The 19,526-nt window shown below is 68.8% G+C and carries 17 protein-coding genes; 8 read left to right on the top strand and 9 right to left on the bottom strand.

The window, feature by feature from the left end; all coding sequences use genetic code 11:
- Window positions 1–36: 36 nt before the first annotated feature.
- The 5 genes from LTT66_RS03520 to LTT66_RS03500 form a co-directional block, all read right to left on the bottom strand.
- Window positions 37–210, bottom strand: a complete 174-nt coding sequence (locus tag LTT66_RS03520) for a CsbD family protein (RefSeq protein WP_043701485.1) — start codon at window positions 208–210, stop codon at window positions 37–39.
- A 167-nt stretch (window positions 211–377) separates the two neighbouring features.
- Window positions 378–1,196, bottom strand: coding sequence for a hypothetical protein (locus tag LTT66_RS03515; RefSeq protein ID WP_233063735.1), 819 nt, complete (start codon window positions 1,194–1,196; stop codon window positions 378–380).
- 287 nt (window positions 1,197–1,483) lie between these two features.
- Window positions 1,484–2,779, bottom strand: a complete 1,296-nt coding sequence (locus tag LTT66_RS03510; RefSeq protein WP_181720644.1) for a bifunctional o-acetylhomoserine/o-acetylserine sulfhydrylase — start codon at window positions 2,777–2,779, stop codon at window positions 1,484–1,486.
- A 44-nt stretch (window positions 2,780–2,823) separates the two neighbouring features.
- Entirely contained in the window at window positions 2,824–3,339 is a 516-nt protein-coding gene (locus LTT66_RS03505; RefSeq protein ID WP_233063732.1) for an OsmC family protein, read from the bottom strand.
- A gap of 91 nt (window positions 3,340–3,430) precedes the next feature.
- A complete protein-coding gene (locus tag LTT66_RS03500; protein WP_233063730.1) occupies window positions 3,431–4,576 on the bottom strand; it encodes an AI-2E family transporter in 1,146 nt (381 codons plus the stop codon).
- A gap of 123 nt (window positions 4,577–4,699) precedes the next feature.
- Here LTT66_RS03500 and LTT66_RS03495 point away from each other — a divergent pair, with 123 nt between their 5' ends.
- Window positions 4,700–6,157: an SDR family oxidoreductase gene (locus LTT66_RS03495; protein WP_233063727.1), complete on the top strand. Its 1,458-nt coding sequence runs from the start codon at window positions 4,700–4,702 to the stop codon at window positions 6,155–6,157.
- A 91-nt stretch (window positions 6,158–6,248) separates the two neighbouring features.
- Window positions 6,249–7,547: a vWA domain-containing protein gene (locus LTT66_RS03490; RefSeq protein WP_233063723.1), complete on the top strand. Its 1,299-nt coding sequence runs from the start codon at window positions 6,249–6,251 to the stop codon at window positions 7,545–7,547.
- A 118-nt stretch (window positions 7,548–7,665) separates the two neighbouring features.
- On the opposite strand, the gene LTT66_RS03485 is transcribed toward LTT66_RS03490, so the two are convergent.
- The gene (locus tag LTT66_RS03485) at window positions 7,666–7,941 is read right to left on the bottom strand and encodes a hypothetical protein (RefSeq protein WP_039796837.1); all 276 of its coding nucleotides are present in this window, start codon (window positions 7,939–7,941) and stop codon (window positions 7,666–7,668) included.
- A 399-nt stretch (window positions 7,942–8,340) separates the two neighbouring features.
- Here LTT66_RS03485 and LTT66_RS03480 point away from each other — a divergent pair, with 399 nt between their 5' ends.
- The 3 genes from LTT66_RS03480 (at window position 8,341) to LTT66_RS03470 (ending at window position 11,941) form a co-directional block, all read left to right on the top strand.
- Window positions 8,341–8,634: a hypothetical protein gene (locus tag LTT66_RS03480; RefSeq protein ID WP_040865713.1), complete on the top strand. Its 294-nt coding sequence runs from the start codon at window positions 8,341–8,343 to the stop codon at window positions 8,632–8,634.
- Between the two features lie 253 nt (window positions 8,635–8,887).
- Window positions 8,888–10,306, top strand: a complete 1,419-nt coding sequence (locus LTT66_RS03475) for a DUF1254 domain-containing protein (RefSeq protein ID WP_233063720.1) — start codon at window positions 8,888–8,890, stop codon at window positions 10,304–10,306.
- Between the two features lie 216 nt (window positions 10,307–10,522).
- Window positions 10,523–11,941 (top strand): DUF1254 domain-containing protein, encoded by a 1,419-nt coding sequence (locus LTT66_RS03470; protein WP_233063717.1) that lies wholly within the window; start codon window positions 10,523–10,525, stop codon window positions 11,939–11,941.
- A 1-nt stretch (window position 11,942) separates the two neighbouring features.
- On the opposite strand, the gene LTT66_RS03465 is transcribed toward LTT66_RS03470, so the two are convergent.
- Window positions 11,943–12,386 (bottom strand): globin domain-containing protein, encoded by a 444-nt coding sequence (locus LTT66_RS03465; protein ID WP_233063715.1) that lies wholly within the window; start codon window positions 12,384–12,386, stop codon window positions 11,943–11,945.
- Window positions 12,387–12,640: 254 nt separating this feature from the next.
- On the opposite strand from LTT66_RS03465, the gene LTT66_RS03460 reads away from it, so the two are divergent.
- Window positions 12,641–13,870, top strand: coding sequence for a cytochrome P450 (locus LTT66_RS03460; RefSeq protein WP_181720672.1), 1,230 nt, complete (start codon window positions 12,641–12,643; stop codon window positions 13,868–13,870).
- An 8-nt stretch (window positions 13,871–13,878) separates the two neighbouring features.
- Complete coding sequence (locus LTT66_RS03455; protein ID WP_233063713.1) at window positions 13,879–14,604, top strand: TetR/AcrR family transcriptional regulator; 726 nt, start codon at window positions 13,879–13,881, stop codon at window positions 14,602–14,604.
- 14 nt (window positions 14,605–14,618) lie between these two features.
- Here LTT66_RS03455 and LTT66_RS03450 read toward each other — a convergent pair whose 3' ends face one another.
- Window positions 14,619–16,634 (bottom strand): TerD family protein, encoded by a 2,016-nt coding sequence (locus tag LTT66_RS03450; protein ID WP_233063712.1) that lies wholly within the window; start codon window positions 16,632–16,634, stop codon window positions 14,619–14,621.
- A gap of 84 nt (window positions 16,635–16,718) precedes the next feature.
- Between LTT66_RS03450 and LTT66_RS03445 the strand changes: the two genes are divergently transcribed.
- Entirely contained in the window at window positions 16,719–17,216 is a 498-nt protein-coding gene (locus tag LTT66_RS03445) for a hypothetical protein (RefSeq protein WP_181720637.1), read from the top strand.
- 12 nt (window positions 17,217–17,228) lie between these two features.
- Here LTT66_RS03445 and pabB read toward each other — a convergent pair whose 3' ends face one another.
- Window positions 17,229–19,478 (bottom strand): aminodeoxychorismate synthase component I, encoded by a 2,250-nt coding sequence (gene pabB, locus LTT66_RS03440; protein ID WP_233063711.1) that lies wholly within the window; start codon window positions 19,476–19,478, stop codon window positions 17,229–17,231.
- Window positions 19,479–19,526 lie beyond the last annotated feature (48 nt).

Raw genomic sequence — 19,526 nt, 5'->3', positions numbered from 1 at the left:
GGACGGACTACATCCGACAGCGTCCACCAGCGTCGGTCAGTGCTTGAAAGCGTCCTTGACCTTCTCGCCGGCGTCCTTGAGGTCCGACTTGACCTTGTCGGTGCGGCCTTCGTCCCGCTTCCCCCGGTCGCCTGCCGCCTCGCCGAACTTTTCTTTGGCTTGACCAGCGACTTTCTCGGCCTTGTTCTTCGCCTTGTCGACTGCGCTCATGTCACAACCTCCTTGTGAAGAGACCGGCCGGCCATCTTCAGCCGGTCTCCTTCGCGATAGCCCGTTATGGCGAGGCCAAACGTCCGGGCCTTTCGCGCAAAGCAGAAGACCCGGCGGAATTGGAGCCCACAAGGTGATCTCGTCCCGCAACGCACCGGGAAAGCGGATTACGCGGCCGGAACCGTAGGCGGTGTGAGAAGGCCTTGCAGCACGCCGACACCCGCGCCGACGGCCGCGCCAACGGCAATGGCCGGTGAGGCGACGAATCCGTAACCGATGGCGGCGCCGAAGGCCATTACGGCCACCGTCCCGGTCGGAAACATCGGGATACCCGCGATGGCGCCGCAGACAGCGCCGATGACCGCACCGATCGAAGCGACCGGCGCGGCCACCATGCTGCCCACCGAAGCGCCGATGGCGGTGGAACCGAGGAGGTCGGCGGCGATACGGTCGGAGCGCGAGGGCTCGAAGCCCGCCGAATCCAAGGTCTGCGCGAGGCCTGCTTCCGGGACCGCGATCGCGTCGTTGAAGATCTTGCCCTGTTCAGGAGTCAGGAAGTCCGGCCGGCCGATCACCACCGAACCGACGCGCAGCGTGCCGGGCGGCGCCTCGATCGGCGCGACGGCGGGAGCCGGTGCCGCGGGATTGGGCAGGTGCAGCCGTTGCGGGATGATCGGAGCGAGCACGTTCGGGTCCGGCATGGGCCGGTTGACGCTCAGGTCGTTGCGGCCGGCGGAAATCGGAGGCGCGGGGGGCGCCGCTTCGGGCGGAACGAATCCGGGGTCCGCGGGATCGGCCGCCGGGGCGATGACGCCGACGGCAGGCGCCGGGGCGAACGGAAGCTGGATCGAGATCTCCGGCACCAGCGGGTCGGCGGTGGCCGTCGCGGCGCCGACCACCGACAGCGGGATGGCGCCCGCGACGACCAGAGTGGCGGCGCGGCGTAAGAAGGGGTGCGCTGGAGTTTCGGGTACTGCTATGCCCATGGACTTACCCACCTCATTCTGAAGAGGACATATACCTACCTTTCTAGTTCGATTCAGAAAGCCTTACGGATGCGCGAAGGTTCGATTTCTTTTCGATCGCATCGTGCGACCGCGACGAATAACGATGGCGCCGTGGGTATCCGATGGCATTTGCCGTTGCGGCCCGATTCGTCAATGGAACTCACGAAAATCGGCTCGAAACGGGTTTTCGCCCTGCTGTACGGCTTTTGATCCACATCGCGGACAGGCAGAGCGCCCCGGGGTCGTTCGCCCCGGGGCGCGATGCGTCAGGAAGCCGCCGCGAATCCGGCGCGCAGATCGGCGAGGATGTCGTCGATACCCTCGATGCCGACCGCGAGCCGGACCAGGCCGGGCGTTACGCCCGCGGCCAGCTGCTCTTCCGGCGTGAGCTGCGAATGGGTGGTGGAGGCCGGGTGGATCACCAGCGAGCGCACGTCACCGATGTTGGCGACATGACTGTGCAGCCGCAGCGCCTCGACGAACCGCTTGCCCGCGTCGACGCCGCCGGCCAGCTCGAAGCCGATCACCGCGCCGGTGCCCTTCGGCGCCAAGGCGCGGCCCCGCTCGTACCATGGCGAGGACGGCAAGCCCGCGTAGGACACCGAGGTGACCTCGGAACGGGTGGTGAGGAATTCGGCCACCGCCTGCGCGTTCTGCACATGCCGCTCGACCCGCAGGCTCAGTGTCTCCAGGCCCTGGCTGATCAGGAACGCGTTGAACGGCGATACCGCCGAGCCGAGGTCGCGCAGCAGCTGCACGCGCGCCTTGAGCGCGTAGGCGGGTGCGCCGAGGTCGGCGAACACGGCGCCGTGATAGCTCGGGTCGGGTTCGGTGAAGCCGGGGAACCGGCCGCCGGTCCAGTCGAACTTGCCGCCGTCGACGATCACGCCCGCGATGGCCGCGCCGTGCCCGCCGAGGTACTTGGTGGCGGAGTGCACGACGATGTCGGCGCCGTGGGCCAGCGGCTGGATCAGGTACGGCGTGGCGACGGTGTTGTCCACGATCAGCGGAACGCCGTTGTCGTGGGCGACGCCCGCGATCCCCGGAATGTCCAGGATGTGGTTCTGCGGGTTGGAAATCGTTTCGCCGTAGAGCGCCTTGGTGTTCGGGCGGATGGCGGCCTTCCACTGCTCGAGGTCGTCGGGATCGTCGACGAAGGAGACCTCGATGCCGAGCTTGGGCAGCGAGTAGTGGAAGAGGTTGTAGGTGCCGCCGTAGAGCCTGGGGCTGGAGACGATGTGGTCGCCCGCTCCGGCGATGTTGAGGATCGCGAAGGTCTCCGCGGCCTGCCCTGAGGCCACCAGCAGTGCGGCGACGCCGCCTTCGAGGGCGGCGACGCGCTGTTCCACCGCGTCCTGGGTGGGATTCATGATCCGGGTGTAGATGTTGCCGGGCTCGGCCAGACCGAACAGCGCCGCCGCGTGCGCGGTGTCGCGGAAGGTGTAGGAGGTGGTCTGGTAGATCGGCAGCGCACGGGCGTTGGTGGTGCCGTCCGGAATCTGTCCGACGTGGATCTGCTTGGTCTCGAAGCTCCAGTCCTGGGACGGGTCGGGCTCGGTCATCGGGGTGGTCCTCCTTGTGATGGGCGATCGGGTTGGGGCAGCGGCTAATCGGTGATCAGGGTGGTATCGACCGGAGTGCGTCCGGTGGTGAGATCCAGCACGGGGCAGTGCGCGTCGACGGCCTGCTGAAGTTCGGCGTAGCGCTGCTCGGTGTCGGGTCCGCTGATGCGCACGGTCACCCGCACCGCTTCGAACCCGGCGCGGACGTTGTCATCCAAGCCGAAGAACCCGCGCACGTCGAGATCACCTTCGGCGCTCACCGCGAGATCGTCGATCGTGATGCCGAGGCGCTGGGCCCAGAACCGGTAGGTCACCACTTGGCAGGCGATGAGCGACGCCAGATACACCTCGACCGGATTGGGCGCGGTGTCCGCGCCGCCGAGCGCGGGCGGCTCGTCCACGCGCACGGTGTGCTTGCCGAGGCTGATCGTGCTGCCCACCGTTCCCTCCGGAGTTCCGGAGGCACGGAACACCACCAGCGCGTTCGCCGGGTCGTCCGCCACGGCCCGTGCGGTGGCGTCGGCGATGTCGTTGAGCGGGGTGCTCAGATCAGTTGTCATGTCCACTGACGCTAGGAACCGCAGCGGGTGACGGCGATAGTTACATTCGGACTGAATGCAACAATGGTGCGCGGCTTTTCGCGCGGTGCGGTCAGTCCGCGGTCTCCGGCTCGGTTTCCGGTTCCGTAAGCGAGGTGGTGGCCGCATCGATCTGCTCGCCGACGTAGCGCAGGACGACCGCGGCCATCGCGACCACGGGGACCGCCAGGAACGCGCCGACGATCCCGTACAGCGAGCCGCCGGCGGTGACCGCCAGCAGGACGATGACCGCGTGCAGCTGCATGCTGCGGCTCTGCAACACCGGTTGCAGCACATTGCCCTCCAGCTGCTGCACGGCGACGACGATGCCCAGCACGATCAGGGCGGTCACGAAGCCGTTGCCCACCAACGCCACCAGCACCGCGAGCGCACCCGCGACGAACGCGCCGACCATCGGGACGAATCCGCCGAGGAAGGTGACCACCGCCAGGACCAGTGCCAGCGGCACCCCGAGGATGACCAGGCCCGCGCCGATGAGTACCGCGTCGACCAGGCTGACCAGCGCCTGGGTGCGGATGAACCCGCCGAGCACGACCCAGACCCGGCTGAGCACCTCCTCCAGGTGCTTGCCGCTGCGGCTGCCCGAAACGCTGTGCAGCCAGGGCAGGAAACGCGGTCCGTCCTTGACGAAGAAGAACACCAGCACCAGCACCAGGAACAGCGTGATCAGCACCGAGGTCGCGGTGGACACGCCGCTGAACACGCCGGTCGCGATCTGCTCCGAACTCGACTGCAACCGGGAGACGATCGCGTCCACGGCCGAATCCAGTTGCTCGTCACGAATTCTCAGCGGCGGACCCTGTAACCAGTCGCGCACCTGTTCGACGCCCGCGCCCGCCTTGTCGGCCAGTTCCGGCGCCTGGTCCACGACCGACGGCACGATCAGCGCGATGACACCGGCCAGTACACCGATCAAACCGACCACCGCGATCGAGGCGGCCGCGGCGGGCGGCAGGCCGTGCGAGGTCATCCAGCGCACCGGCGGCCACAGCACCGTGGCGATCACGATCGCCAGCGCCACCGGCAGGATCACCACCCACAGCCGGGCGACCAGGAATCCGAGCACCCACGCGCCTGCCGCGATGGCGACGATGCACAGCGCCCACTTGGCCAGCCACAGCAGGCCCACACCGATGACGTCGCCGCGATCCCGCAAGGTGGGCTTGTCCGGTCCGTGGCTTTTGCTACGTTCGCTCACCGGCCCAGTCTGGCACGCGGTGGCGGATCGGTCAGGGCCCACGGCCGGTCGCGCGAGCGGGACGCTGTTTGACCCGGCGGCCCCGGGTCATCACCGGAGCAGGTCATCGGAAGGGTGGTTGTCGTGCGATGTGTGGTGTTCGGTGCGACCGGCTACATCGGCGGACGACTGGTACCGGAGTTGCTGCGCGCCGGTCACACGGTCCGGGTGCTGGCTCGCACGCCGGGCAAGCTCGCCGAGGCGCCGTGGCGCGATCGCGTCGAGGTGCTCACCGGTGACGTGACCTCCGTCGCCGACGTGCGCGCCGCGCTGGCCGGACAGGACGTGCTGTACTACCTGATCCATTCGCTGACCCGCGCCGACTTCGACACCGTCGACCGGGAGGCGGCCACGCTGGTCGCCGCCGAGGCGGCCGAGGCAGGCCTGACCAGAATCGTCTATCTGGGCGGCATCATCCCGGGTGCGCAGCGGTTGTCGCGCCACCTGGCCTCCCGGGCCGAGGTGGGCGAGATCCTGCGGGCGGGCGCGGTGCCCGCCCTGGTGCTGCAGGCCGCGGTGATCATCGGCTCCGGCTCGGCGAGTTTCGAGATGCTGCGCTACCTGACCGAGCGGTTGCCGATGATGGTCACACCGCGCTGGGTGCGCAACCGGATCCAGCCGATCGCGGTGCGTGACGTGCTGTATTACCTGACCGAGGCGGCGACGCTGCCCGAAGGCGCAGGCGGGGCCTTCGACATCGGCGGTCCGGACGTGCTGACCTACCTGCAGATGATGCGCGGCTACGCCGAAGTGGCGCAGCTGCCGCGGCGGCTGATCGTGCCGGTGCCGGTGCTGACGCCGTGGTTGTCGGCGCAGTGGGTGAATCTGGTGACCCCGGTGCCGCGCGCGATCGCCGTGCCGCTGATGGAGTCGCTGATCAACGACGTGGTCTGCCGCGACCACGCGATCGCCGATCTCATCCCGGATCCACCGGCGGGCCTGACCGGTTACCGGCGAGCGGTGACGCTGGCGCTGCGGAAGATCCGTGATCTGGACGTGCCGACCAGGTGGTCGGACGCCCACCCGCCGGGCGCGCCGTCGGATCCGCTGCCCACCGACCCGGAGTGGTCGGGCGGCTCGCTGTACCGGGATGTGCGGCAGCGCCACACCGACGCCGACCCGGCGACGCTGTGGCGGGTGATCGAGGCCATCGGGGGCGAACACGGCTGGTATTCGTTCCCGCTGGCCTGGTCGCTGCGTGGGTGGATCGACCGGCTCGCGGGCGGCGCCGGTCTCGGCCGCGGTCGCCGCGATCCGCACCGGCTGCACGAAGGCGAGGCGCTGGATTGGTGGCGGGTGGAGCGGCTCGAGCGTCCGCGGCTGCTGCGCCTGCGCGCCGAGATGCGGGTGCCGGGCCGGGCCTGGCTGGAACTCGCGGTCGAGCCGGACGGCCCCGGCGCCACCTACCACCAGCGCGCGCTGTTCGAGCCGCACGGGCTGGCCGGGCACCTGTACTGGAAATCCATCGCGCCGTTCCACGCCGCCATCTTCGGCGGGATGGCGCGCAATATCACCGGCGCCGCGGAATCCGCCCGCGCGTAACGCGCCCGGAGCGAAGACTCCGCATCCTCCCGATTGTGGACTTACGCTGGTCCCGGTGGGGATTTCGGAGTGACGACGGCTGGGAGTCTCGGTGGGTGCGGCATTGATCAAAGGTCAGAACGGGGCATTGGACGTGGCCCGCGTGCTGGTGTCGGTGCGCACCGAGGCACCGGTCGACGTGTCGGCGCTGCTGGTGACCGAAGCGGGCCGCGTTCGATCGGACGCGGACTTCGTGTTCTTCAACCAGCCGCGCGCGCCGGGCGTGACGCTGGATCAGGGAACGCCTGCCGCGCTGTCGGTTTCACTGAGCGATCTGCCCGCGGACATCGCGCAGCTGCGCGCGGTGCTCACCCTGGACGATCCGGAGCAGACCTTCGGCCGGTTCGCACCGCCGGTCGCCACGGTCGCCGACGCGGCGGGAAACGTGCTGTACGAATACCGCATCGAGGGCCTGGGTAGCGAATCCGTGGTGATCGCGCTCGAACTGTATCGCCGCCAGGGCGTATGGAAGGTGCGTGCGGTCGGGCAAGGTTACGCGGGCGGCTTCGCCGCGTTGGTCACCGATCACGGCGTGAGCGTCGACGACGAGCCGGTCCGAGGCGAGGCCCCGTCAGCGCACCCGGCCGCGCCGGACCCGCAGGCCATGGTCATTCCGACAGCGGATGTCTTCACTGTCCCCGGCGAGGCGAAGCTCTCGTTCGACAAGCGCGCGAAGCTGGACCTGCGCAAGCGCGCGGTCGCGAAAGTCCTCATCGACAAGGACGCTTTCGGGATCCGCGCCCGCGTCGTGCTCGTCATCGACAAGACCGGCAGCATGAAGCGGCAGTACCACGACAAGGTGGTGCACCGCGTCGTGCAGCGGATGATTCCGGTGGCCACCCAGCTCGACGACGACGGCACCCTGGAGGCGTACCTGTACGCGCTTTCCTTCGCCAAGCTGCCCGACATCACCGTCGAGCGCGGCGACGAGTGGACACGAACCTTCCTGCATCTCACCGGTACCCACGCGGGCATCGACTACGACCGGCTCGGCGGCCGCAACGACGAACTGCCGATCATGCGCGACGTCATCGACTCGTTGCGCCCGGGCGGCCGCCCCACCCTCGTGTTGTTCTTCACCGACGGCGGCTTCGCCAAGAAACGCGAGATCGCGGCGCTCATGCGCGAAGCCTCGCAGCTGCCTGCCTTCTGGCAGTTCGTCGGTCTCGGCCGGGCCAACTACGGCCTGTTGCGCACCCTGGACGAGCTGTCGGACCGGGCGGTCGACAACGCGGGATTCTTCGCCCTGGACGACATCGATCAGGTCGACGACGGGCAGCTCTACGCGCGTCTGCTGGGCGAGTTCCCGGACTGGCTGCGCGCCGCGCGCGCCGCGGGCATCCTGCGCTGACCCGCGAGAGTGCGCATCGGCGGCCTCGCGGCGAACAGCGCAGAGCTGCCCTGCCCACTGCCCAGCACCCCGCATGTCATAGCGAACAGCTATGGGGTGGGGTTCGGCGCGCCTCGAATCAGCCGATGACAGCGTTCATGATGGTGCCCGCACTGGTGGCGATCACCCCGCCGATCATGGCTCCCGCCACCATCTTCGGCGACTCGAGCCCGCCGCCGGTCCACTTCTCCCAGGCGAAGCGGCCACCGGCGTAGATGATGCCGCAGATGCCCGACAGGAGCACGAACCACGTCAGGTAGCGGACCAGTTGGAGGAACTTGTCGGAGATCGGCGGTGCTTCTGGTGTGGGGTTGCCGATCTGCGCCAAGGTGTCGTAAGCGGCGGCCAGTATCATCGTCGTTCGCTCATTCTGGATTCGGGACAGGGGCAAGGGATTCGCTGAGGAGATCGTATCCGTTCGCTCGCCGCGATGCAGTCAGGTCCATGTAGCGCAGTGAAGTTCGCGTTTCGCGTTGCCTTGCCGGGGTAGGCGAACCTCGGGATCATCGATGACGCGCGGCGGTCGAGAACTTGCCGTCGCGTATCGCCGGATCCGCCGACGACTGCTCGCGGGTGATCCGGCGTGATCCCCCTGCTGGTTCCGCGGCCGGTCGCGGGCGTTCCGGGCAGAGCACACCGCCCCGCGGTCCGTGCCCGTATCCTGGTGCGTGGCCGAATTCATCGGTGGTCGAACAGTTTTCGCAAAGCGGCTGGTCGGCGGCAGGGTTGTATTCGAGCGTAGAGGGAGTAGACGGTGAGCATCATTCTGGCGTCGGTCGGCGATTCGTTCACGACGTTGGCGCAGATCGGCAATCCGACCCCGGAGGCGCCGCCTTTGGCGGACAAGCTCTTACAGTTCGTGCGGTACCTCACCTGGTTCGCACTGGCGTCCGGCATCGTCAGCATCATCTACGCGGGCGGCAGATTCGCCTGGGAGAAGTGGAGCGGCGGCGGGTTGCAGTCGCCGAAGATGATCGCGGGGGCGATGCTCGGCGGGGTGGTCGCCACCAGTGCGGGCACCATCATGAACACCGTTCTGGAGTTCTGAGCGCGGGGGCCGTGCGGCGATCCCTCGGGCTCGTTTCGTCGGCGACGACGAGTGTGCCACGAACGGATCGCCGTGGGCCGCCGAGAGAACTCGGTCGCGATGCCGGGCGAGCCCTGTCCGCGGCCGAGGCGCCGACCGGAACCGGTCGGAGGTCCTGCGATTGCCTCCTTGACCTGCAATTTCGTCGCGGAGTGTGGCTATACTCCGGTACGGATCTCGCGGTGCCCGATATGATCGGAGGCGGAGCAGGATCATGAACGACAGGCCCTACGGCAAGGTCACGGTGTCGCGGCGCACCGCGTTCGGCATCGCGGCGACGTCGATGGCCGCGTTCGGGTTGTCGGCCTGCGGCGGCTCCGACGACGAGGACTCCACCCCTGGCTCCGTTCCCGGCGACGCCGCCACGATCGCCAAGGACGCCTACGAGTTCGGTTATCCGCTCGTGTTGATGGACGTGACGCGCACGGCGGCGGAGGAGACCACCCCCGTCAACCGGTTCGAGCACGCGGCGTCGTTGCCCACTCCGGCGCAGCGAGAGGTGGTGCGACTGGACCGGGACACGCTGCGTTCGACCGCTTGGCTCGATCTGACGAGCGAGCCGATGGTGCTGAGCGTCCCCGTGCTGGACAGCGGCCGGTTCTGGCTGGTGCAAGTGCTGGATGCCTGGACGAACAACGTGCGCAACCTGGGCAGCGTCCGGCCGGAGGCGACGTCGGCTGCCCTGTCGTACGCGGTGACCGGTCCGGGCTGGTCGGGCGCGCTGCCGGACGGTCTCGCCGCGCTGCCGGTGCCGACGCCGACGGTGTGGCTGATCGTCCGGATCCAGGTCGACGGCGAGAACGATCTGCCGGTGGTCCGCTCCCTGCAGCAGGAGGTGAAGCTGGTTCCGTTGAGCGCGTGGATCGCCGGTACCGAGCCGCCCGCGCCCGCCGCGCGGCGTGGGCGGGCGAGCGCGCAGCCGCCGCCGGAGCGGGTCGCGGAGATGGACGCGGGCGTGTTCTTCGATCGGATGTGCCAGTTGATGTCGGTCAATCCGCCTGCGGCCGAGGACGCACCGGCCATGCGGCGTTTCGCGGAGATCGGAATCCGGCCGGGCGGCGCGGTCGAGGGCGTCTCGGACATCGATCTCGCCGCCGCCGTGGACAGCGCCGAACAGCAGATTTCGGTGTATCTGGGGGCGCGGACGGTCAACGAGAACGGCTGGCTCGTCGACCCCGACGTCGGGCGCTACGGCACCAACTATCTGCTGCGCGCCGTCGTCGCCCGGATAGCCCTCGGCGCCAGCCTGGCCGAGAACGCGTTCTATCCGACCCTGTTCGCTTCGACGGACGCCGGGGATGGTGCGGGCCGATTCCGCCTGCACTTCGCGCCCGGCCAGCTGCCACCGGCCGACGACTTCTGGTCGCTGACCGCCTATGACGCCGACAGTTACCTGGTGTCCAATCCGGCGGGGATCTATGCCGTCGGCCACCCGGCTCCGGTAGTTCTCAATCCCGATGGGTCCTCCGACATCGCCCTGCAGTACACCGACCCGGGACCGACCGTTCCGGCCGGGAACTGGCTGCCCATCCCGGAGTCCGGTCAATTCTCCTTGACGCTGCGCCTGTATGCGCCGAAAGCGGAGGCCATCCAGGGGCGATGGCGTCCGCCGCCGCTGGAGCCCGCGTCCTGATCCGGTCTCCGCGCGCGGGGGATCATCGAAGCGTTCCCGGTCGCTCATCGACGATCAGCGGACCGCGACACGTCGCCGCGATCTGCGGCGAACAGGTCGCTGGGCGGGACATGTGGCCGCAGTAGGCGCGCTGACCAGCAATTTCCCTCTGGGTGGCGACTATAATCCAGGCGGATCCGGCACGGTACCCGATCGGATCGGAGGCGGAGCAAGATCATGGGCGACTGGACCTACCGCGATGCCGCGCTGTCGCGGCGCGCCGTGCTCGGCATGGCGGCGACCTCGATGGCCGCCCTCGGCGTGGCGGCGTGCGGCGGATCGGACGAGGACGGTTCGGCCGACACCCGCCTTTCCGTCACCAGCGAGGGCGGAATGGTCGCCAAGGACGCCTGCTTGTTCGGCTTTCCGCTGGTGCTGATGGATGTCACCCGCGTGGCGGCCGAGGCGACCACGCCGCCCAACCGGTTCCGGCACGACACGTCGTTGCCCACCCCGGCCTACAAGGAGGTGGTGCGGCCGGATCCCGACACCCTGCACTCGACCGCTTGGCTCGATCTGACGAGCGAGCCGATGGTGCTGAGCGTCCCCATGATGGGCGGCGGCCGGTTCTGGCTGGCGCAAGTCCTCGACGCCTGGACGAACAATGTGCACAATCCGAGTAGCCGTCGGCCGCAGGCGAAGTCGGCTGTGCCGCCGTACACCTACGTGGTGACCGGCCCGGGTTGGGCGGGCCCGCTACCCGACGATCTCACTCCGCTGCCGGTGCCGACGCCGACGGTATGGCTGATCGTGCGGATCCAAGTCGACGGAGACGACGACCTTCCGATCGTTCGCTCGTTGCAGCAGGGGTTGAAACTGGTCCCGCTGAGCGTCTGGAAAGCGGGCGAGCAGCCTGCCCCGGCTGTCCCGCCGAACGGGCAGGCGAACGCCCAGCGCCCGGTCGATCAGGTCATGGGAATGGACGCGCGCGCGTTTTTCGACCGGATGTGCGCGGTGATGTCGATCAATCCGCCCGCTCCCGAAGACGAGCCCGCCATGCGGCGCTTCGCGACGATCGGAATCCGGCCGGGCGGCGCGGTCGAAGGCGTCTCCGAGGAGGAACTGACCGCCGCGGTCGAGACCGTCGAGCGACAGCTCCCGGTGACTCTGGGTCCGAACACGATCAACGACAACGGCTGGGTCGCCGATTTCGGGGCCGGCCGGTTCGGCACCGACTATCTGCTGCGCGCCGTCACGGCGTACGGCGCTCTCGGCATCCCCTTGTCCGCGGACGCGCACTACCTCTTCACGGCGGTTCCCGCGGGCTCCGGCCCTTTCCGGCTGCACTTCACGCCGGGCGAGCTGCCACCGGTGGACGCTTTCTGGTCGTTGGCCGTCTACGATGCCGCGGACTATCTGGTGGCCAATCCGGCCGAGATCTACTCGGTAGGTCACCATGTCCCCGTGGTGCTCAATCCGGACGGCTCCCTCGACCTCACGCTCCAGCACGACGATCCTGGTCCCAGCGTCCCCAAGGGCAACTGGCTGCCCATCCCGGCGTCGGACCCGTTCTCGGCCACCCTGGCGCTGTTCGCCCCGAAAGAAGCTGTCCTACAGCGGCGCTGGCAACCGCCGCCGCTGATCGCGCTGCGGTGAGCTAGTCGTCGCCCGCCCAGCTCCAGCGGGGGACCTCGCGGATCGGGTGCAGCTCCGCGTCGCTGGTCGCGTGCGAATTCTGTTGCGCCACCTGCGATCCGAACGCGACATGCGCATAGACCGCCGTGCGGAATCGATCGTCCTCCAGTAGTCCGGCTTCCTCGAAGGTCTGCATGTACACCTCGACGAAGCGTTCTCGCTGCTCATCGGTGATCCGCAGGTTACGGTGCACCGCGATGATGTATTCGAACCCGAGTTCCCGGGTGAAACGATCCGGACCACCGAAGGATTCGGCGGTGAACCAGGTGAGACGGTCGACGTGCTGCGGCAGTCGCTCGGTGAACAACGTCTTCAGCACCGGATCGGTGAGCGCCTTGTCGTAGAACGCCGCTTCGACGCGATGCAGCACCTCGTCGCCGCCGACGTGGTCGTAGAGACTGGGCATGGGACCTCCGGCCGGGGTGTGGGCTGAGTTCTCATTACAGGCAGTCCGTCAGCCGCTGTCCAGGCGAACCGGGGTATTGGCCGATATCGGTCACCTGCGCGAACCGACCGGTCGCGCCTATGGGCGGGCAAAAAAGTAAACGGGTTTTACTAAACGCTGTTCACGAAGGGTGGTTCTGTGGTTGCATCTCCCTTGACCGTGTGCCCGACGTCGTTGTGAGGTCTGCGCCCAGACCGTAGGAGTTAGCCATGACCGTGACCACGCCCTCGATCCCGACGGGATTCGATTTCACCGACCCCGACCTGCTCGCCTCCCGCCTGCCCATCGCGGAGTTCGCCGAACTGCGCCGCACCGCACCGGTGTGGTGGTGCGCGCAACCCGATCGGGCCAGCGGCTTCGACGACGGCGGGTACTGGGTCGTCTCCAAGCTCGCGCACATCAAGGAGATCTCGAAGAATCCCGAGGTGTTCTCCTCGCACCAGAACACCGCGATCATCCGGTTCAACGAAGAGACCACCCGCGAGCAGATCGACATGCTCGGCGACATGCTGCTGCTCAACCTCGACCCGCCCAAGCACACCAAGACCCGCCGCATCATCTCCAAGGGCTTCACCCCGAGGGCGGTGGAAAGCCTGCGCGCCGCGCTCACCGAACGCGCGGCGCGGATCGTGCACGAGGCCAAGAAGTCCGGTAGCGGCGACTTCGTCGAGCAGGTCGCCTGTGAACTGCCGTTGCAGGCCATCGCCGAGCTGCTGGGCATTCCGCAGGAAGACCGGAAGAAGATCTTCGACTGGTCCAACCAGATGATCTCCTACGACGACCCGGAGTTCGAAGGCGACCACCAGGCCGCGACCGCCGAGGTGATGGGATACGCCTGGAACATGGCCGAGCAGCGGCGCGCCTGCCCCGCCGAGGACATCGTGACCCAGCTGGTCAACGCCGACATCGACGGCGAGCACCTCGGCTCGGACGAGTTCGCCTTCTTCGTCATCCTGCTGTCGGTGGCGGGCAACGAGACCACCCGCAACTCGATCACCCACGGCATGAAGGCGTTCGTGGACCACCCGGAACAGTGGGAGATCTACCGGCAGCAGCGCCCGCGCACCGCACCCGACGAGATCGTCCGGTGGGCTACCCCGGTCACCGCGTTCCAGCGCACCGCGACCCAGGACACCGTGCTCGGCGGTCAGGAGATCAAGCAGGGCCAGCGGCTCGGATTGTTCTACAGTTCGGCCAATTTCGACGAGGAGGCCTTCGCGGATCCGTTCACCTTCGACGTGCTGCGCGACCCGAACCCGCACGTCGGTTTCGGCGGCACCGGCACGCACTACTGCGTCGGCGCGAACCTGGCCCGGCTGCAGATCGATCTGATGTTCAACGCCATCGCCGAGGTGATGCCCAACCTGCGGCAGGTGGCCGATCCGGTGCGGCTGCGGTCGGGCTGGCTGAACGGGATCAAGCGCTGGGAAGTCGAATACGCTTGAATCGAACGGTGCAACAGTCCAAACCACGGGGTCGTGCGCCGGTGGTGACCGACACCGACATCCGGCGGGTCGCCAGCGCGCTGCTGGTCGAACGCGGGCCCGATGCGGTCAGCTTGCGCGCCATCGCGCGGGAACTCGGTGTCACCGCGCCCGCGCTGTACCGGTACTACGACTCGCTGGAAGACCTGCTGGAGCAACTGCGGCTGGACTTCTGCGCCGACCTGGCGGCGGAACTGACCGCCGAGATCGCCACGCTGCCCGACGACGGCGCCGTGCAGTTCTTCGCCATCTGCCGTGGCTTCCGGCGCTGGGCGCTGACGCACACCAGGGAGTTCACCCTGGTGTTCGCCTCGCCCGGCGCCGGGCAGGCCCGCGCGCTGCGCCGCTTCGACGAGCCCTTCGGCCGGATCTTCCTGGCCGCGGCGGGCAGGCTGCTGGCGAACTACGACATCGTCACGCCCTCCACCGACGTCATCCCGCCGGAGTTGCGCGAGGATCTGGTGCACTTCCAGACCGAACTGCTGGCCGCGCTGTCGGAGTCGAGCCAGAAATTCCCCGCCGAGAAGCTGGATCTCGGGGTGACGTATCTGATGATCCAGATCTGGGCGCGGCTCTACGGGCACGTCACGCTCGAGGTGTTCGGGAACTACCCGATCCCGCTGGACAAGCCGGAGATCCTGTTCGACGCGATGCTGGCCGACCTGGGGCGCACGGCGGGCCTGCTGCCCGACTGATCCCGGCGCTCGCGCTAGATGCGAGCCCCCTTCGCGCGGTTGCACGCCCGGCACAGGATCTGGAGGTTCGCCGCGCTGGTCGCACCGCCGCGGCTGAGCGGGATGACGTGGTCGAACTCCAGGTAGTGCCCGTCGCCGCATTCGACGCACCGGCCGCCGTCGCGCTGCCACACCTGCGCCTTCACCTCTTGCGGGATGCTGCGCGTGTCACGCTGGCCGGGATTGAGGACGAGACGTTTGGCCACGCGCAGCGCGCCTTCCAGCGCGGCCGAGACATAGTCCGGATCGTCGACGGCGAACGTCGCGCCCCCGCGCGCGGAGGTGGCCGCGAGCACCACCACTCCCTGCTCCGTGTGCACGGACACCACGCGCGACCACGGCATCTCGATGCCGGTGTCGGCACCGACGAAACGCAGCTTCTTGTTGCTGCCGATCAGCCTGCCCTCGGTGAGCTTCGGGCCGCGGGCGAGCTGGCGCACGTGCGTCGCGGGCAGGTCGAGGTGCACCGTCTCCTCGGGGTCCAGATGCAGGCCGGGCGTGCGGACGACCGGCAGATCGCCGGTGCGCAGCCGGTAGAGGGTGTTCCCGCGATGCATCCGCCGGCGCAGGTCCTCGATCAGTGGTCCGCCGAGCCCGAGTTCGGTGACCGCCTGTTCGAACAGCTCCAGCTCCGCGTGGTGGACTTCGGCGTCGGCGAAGGCGAAGGTGACCAGCCGCTCCACATAGCTGAGGCCGACCTCGCGCAAGGCCGTGCGCCCCGCATCGGCCTCGATGCGCTGGTAGCGCAACGATGCCCACAATGCCGCCCACTCGGGGCCACGCGGCCCATGGGCGGTGAGCACCCGCCATGCCCGTGTGTGCCAATGGATGAGGTATTCCTCGATCTCCTGTGCACACCGCTGGCACGGGGCCAGCCCGCCGAACAGCTTGCGGCGGAGCGGGTTTCCGCAACGAGAGCAGTGCCTGCCGCCTGCGGGGTGGGGCAGATACCGGTCCTCGGTCCAATCGGCGCCGTCCCACCAGCGCATGCGCTGCGGATATTCCGGATCAGGGTGCCAGTCCGCGTGTTCGGGGTTGGGCGGTGGCGGGGGAGCTGATGGTGCGGTTTCGGGGGTGTACCGGTTGAGGTCGACCGTACGGTGAGTGTGCGGCAGGGGAGCGGTGTCCACGCGGTCGAGCACCTCGGTGCGTGGCCGAACGGGTGTGTCGGGGCCGGGGAGCGGCCCGTCGAACCGCCCGGGTGAGTTCTCGGCCTGGCCGTGCTGCTCGCCGATGCGTTGCACCGGACCACGTTCGGCGGCGCCGTTCGGTGCGTCCGTTCGCTCGGCCGCGGCGGAATCCCCGTTCCTGCGAGCCTGGAACGCCCCGTGCGGGATGTGCCGGGCATGGCGGTCGAACCGGTTGGCGGAATCGAGGCCGGACTCGGTCCCGCTCGCGGATCGGTCCGGAAGTCGTTCCCGCGCAGGTGTGGCCGATCGGTGCACCCGGAACGGGTTGGTGGGATGCGTGGTGCGGGCCGGCGCCGAGGGATCGTCGACCTGGACGCCGAATTCGCTGATCAACCCGGCCAGTCCACTCGACCAGCCCTGGCCGATGGCGCGGAACCGCCACTGCCCGTCGCGGCGGTAGAACTCGCCGAACATCAGCGCGGGCACCGCGTCCGCGTCATCGATCTCGTACGTCACGACCGCCCCGTCGACGGAGTGCACGGCGACGGTCAGTCCGTGGATGTCGCCGAAGGTGCCCCCGTCCACCGAGCCGGAGACGACGATGCGATCGACGTCCGCTTCGGTGCGCGGCAGCGACACGCTCAGCCGCGCGGTGCCCGGCGCCGGTTCCTGGTCGAGGGTGACCGCCTGGGAGACGTGCCGCGGTGCGTTGTAGAACACGAGGTCGCGGTCGGAGCGAACCGAGCCCGACGCGTCCAGCAGCAAGGCGTGCGCGTCCACCGAGTGCTCCGATCGCCATGAAACAACCACGGCTAGAAGAGATGTCGGTACCGCTGCGTTCGCGCCCTTGCTGAGATTCATTGTGCTCGAACTATGCCACGACCCTCCGACACGCCGAACTCGCGAGGGGACGTCCTTCGGCGGGGCGTGCGGCACAGTGGTCTCATGACGAACCCGAAGCGCCCGGGTCGTAAGCCCCCGACCCCGAAGTTGCCCGGTGGGCGGGTGCCCGGCCCCGCCGACGTGCTGGCCGCCGCACAGGCCGCGGTCGAAGCGGCACAGACGGCCGCGGGGCAAGCGCTGGAAGCCGCCCAGTTGACCGCGACGTCGGCGTTCGACACGGCGGTGCGGCTGCCGCCCGCGTCGGCCCAGCTGGCCGCGCAACTGCCCGGCCTGGTCGAGAACCTCTCGACCGCGATCGAGCGGCTCAACTCCACCATCGATCGGCTCGATCGCACCTTGGCCCTGGCCGATCCGGCGTTCGCGGCCTACGACCGGCTGCTGCCCAGGCTGGAAGCGATGATCTCGCTCGGCGAGGACGTGCTCGGCCGATTGGCGAAGGTGCCCGGCGTCGCCCTGCTCGGCAAGCTGACCGGTCTGAGCGCGCCGGAACAACCCGCCGCCGAGCCACCGCGGCGAAAGTCCCCCAGGCGCCGGAGCTAGCCGGGTACGCGCTCAGCGGTGCGCGTGGTCGGCGGCGGCGCGCAACGTGGCGGCGGCCTTGATCAGGACCTCGTGGTATTCCTCGGCCGGATCCGAGTCGAGCACGATGGCGCCGCCCGCCCCGATCCGCCAGTGCCCGCCATAGCGGACGGCCGTGCGGATCACGATGTTGAGATCCGCGGTGCCACCGAGCCCGAGGTAGCCGATGGTGCCCGAATAGACACCGCGCGCCTCTGTTTCCAGCGCGTCGATGATCTCCATGGTGCGCAGCTTCGGCGCGCCGGTCATCGAGCCGCCGGGGAAACACGCGCGCAGGCAATCGACCACGCCGACCTCCGGGCGAAGCCTGCCGCGCACCGTCGACACCAGTTGATGCACCGTCGCGTACTGCTCGGTGGCCATCAGCTTCGGAACGTACACGCTGCCGATCTCGCAGACCCGGCCGAGATCGTTGCGCAGCAGGTCGACGATCATGAGGTTTTCCGCCCTGGTCTTCGGGCTGTCGGCCAGCTCACGGCGCAGGCGCTCGTCCTGCTCGGGTGTCGCGCCGCGCGGCGCGGTGCCCTTGATCGGTTTGCTCTCCACGATGCGGCGGCGGTCGACCTTGAGGAACCGCTCCGGCGACGAGCAGGCGATGTCGAGGTCGTCGAAGCGCAGGTAGGCGGCGTACGGGGCGGGGTTGCACCGGCGCAGCGTGCGGTAGAAGTCGAGGCCGTCGGCCGCGGCGGCGGGGATCGTGGCGCTGTCGGTCAGGCAGATCTCGTAGGACTCTCCCGCGTGCAGCCGCTGCTGGCAGACCGCGATATCGGCGAGATAGCGCTCCCGGCCACGGGTGAGCAGTGGCTCGACGGCGTCGCTGTCCTGCGGCACCTCGAGCGTCGGCGGATTCGACCAGGTGGGAAGGGTATCGAGGATTTCGCGGGTGTCGCGCAACCAGTCGGCGCCGGATCGGGCGGTGGCCACGTCGTCGCTCAGCGCGAGCAGGTGTGTCCGCCCGCCGACGTGGTCCACCACCACCATCCGGTCGGCGAAGATCCACTGCGCGTCCGGGGTCGGCGCACGGTGCACCGCGTCCCCGCCGCAGTCGGCTTTGACCTCGTAGCCGAGGTAGCCGACGTAGCCTCCGGCGAAATCGAAGGGCAGGTCGGGCAGTTCCAGCCTGCGCGCGCGCAGTTCGGCGGACAGGAACTCCAGGATGCCGCCCGGTGCGGTGCGCCGGTGCCCATCGGAGGACTCCACCGTCACCGCGCCGTCGCCCACGCGGTAGCGCAGCACCTCGGCCAGGGGACCGCTCGCGTCCCCGAGGAAGGAGAACCGGTCCGCCCCGGGTTCGACGTGCTCGCTGTCCAGCCAGAACGCCGTGGGGGAGTTGCCGTACAGCTGCACGAACGCGCTCTCGGTATCGATCGGCCGCTCGATCACGGCCCGCTGGAGCCGGAAGGTCCGCGCCGCCGGGAGGTCGGTGCGCACCGGATCCGTGCGTGCGGCGGGGGATTCGGCAGGGCGGTCCAGTTCGAACGCTCCGGCGGGGAACTGCTCGGGTGCGAGCGGCAGGTGGGTGCCGGTCGCTGCCTCGGGGCGTGCCGTGGGAAGCGGGGATCCGCTCGTGACAGGCACCGCGGCGCCCGCGCGCTCGATGCCGAACGACCGGCTGCGCGAGGCGAGAGCACGCCGGCTCCCCTGCGTGGCGGTGAGTTTCGCGAAGTTGCGCAGCAATGCCCTGCCGAATTCGCCTGCGATGGATTCCGGGTGGAACTGCACGCCCCACTGCGGTCGCGTGCGGTGCCGCACGCCCATGATCACGCCGTCGCCGGACTGTGCCGTGATCTCCAGTTCGTCCGGCAGCGGCCGCTGCGCGCACAGCGAGTGATAGCGCACGGCGGTGAAGCCCTGCGGGATACCGGTGAACAGGTCCCGCTCGTCGTGCTCGATCCTATCGAGATACCCGTGCCTGGCGGCGGGCGCTGCCGCGACCACGCCGCCCGCCGCGACCACGATGCCCTGATGGCCCAGGCACACCCCGAGTAGCGGCAGGTCGCACTCGCGGATCACCGCCGCGGAGATTCCCACGTCGCGCGCCACGTCCGGCCGCCCGGGGCCGGGCGAGACGACGATGTTGTCGAAGCGCTGCGGATCCAGGTCGGCGACCGTGCGCGCCTCGTCGTTGCGCACGACCGTCGGCTCGACGCCGTTCACCTCGCTGATCAGCTGATACAGGTTGTAGGTGAACGAGTCGTAATTGTCGATCAACAGCGTGTGCATGGTTCTGGAAACCCTACGCCGCGCCGGTCGGAGCTAACTGTTGTCGTC

This window comes from Nocardia gipuzkoensis, assembly GCF_021183645.1.
Lineage (GTDB): Bacteria > Actinomycetota > Actinomycetes > Mycobacteriales > Mycobacteriaceae > Nocardia > Nocardia abscessus.
This window is presented reverse-complemented; position numbering and strand designations above follow the sequence as displayed.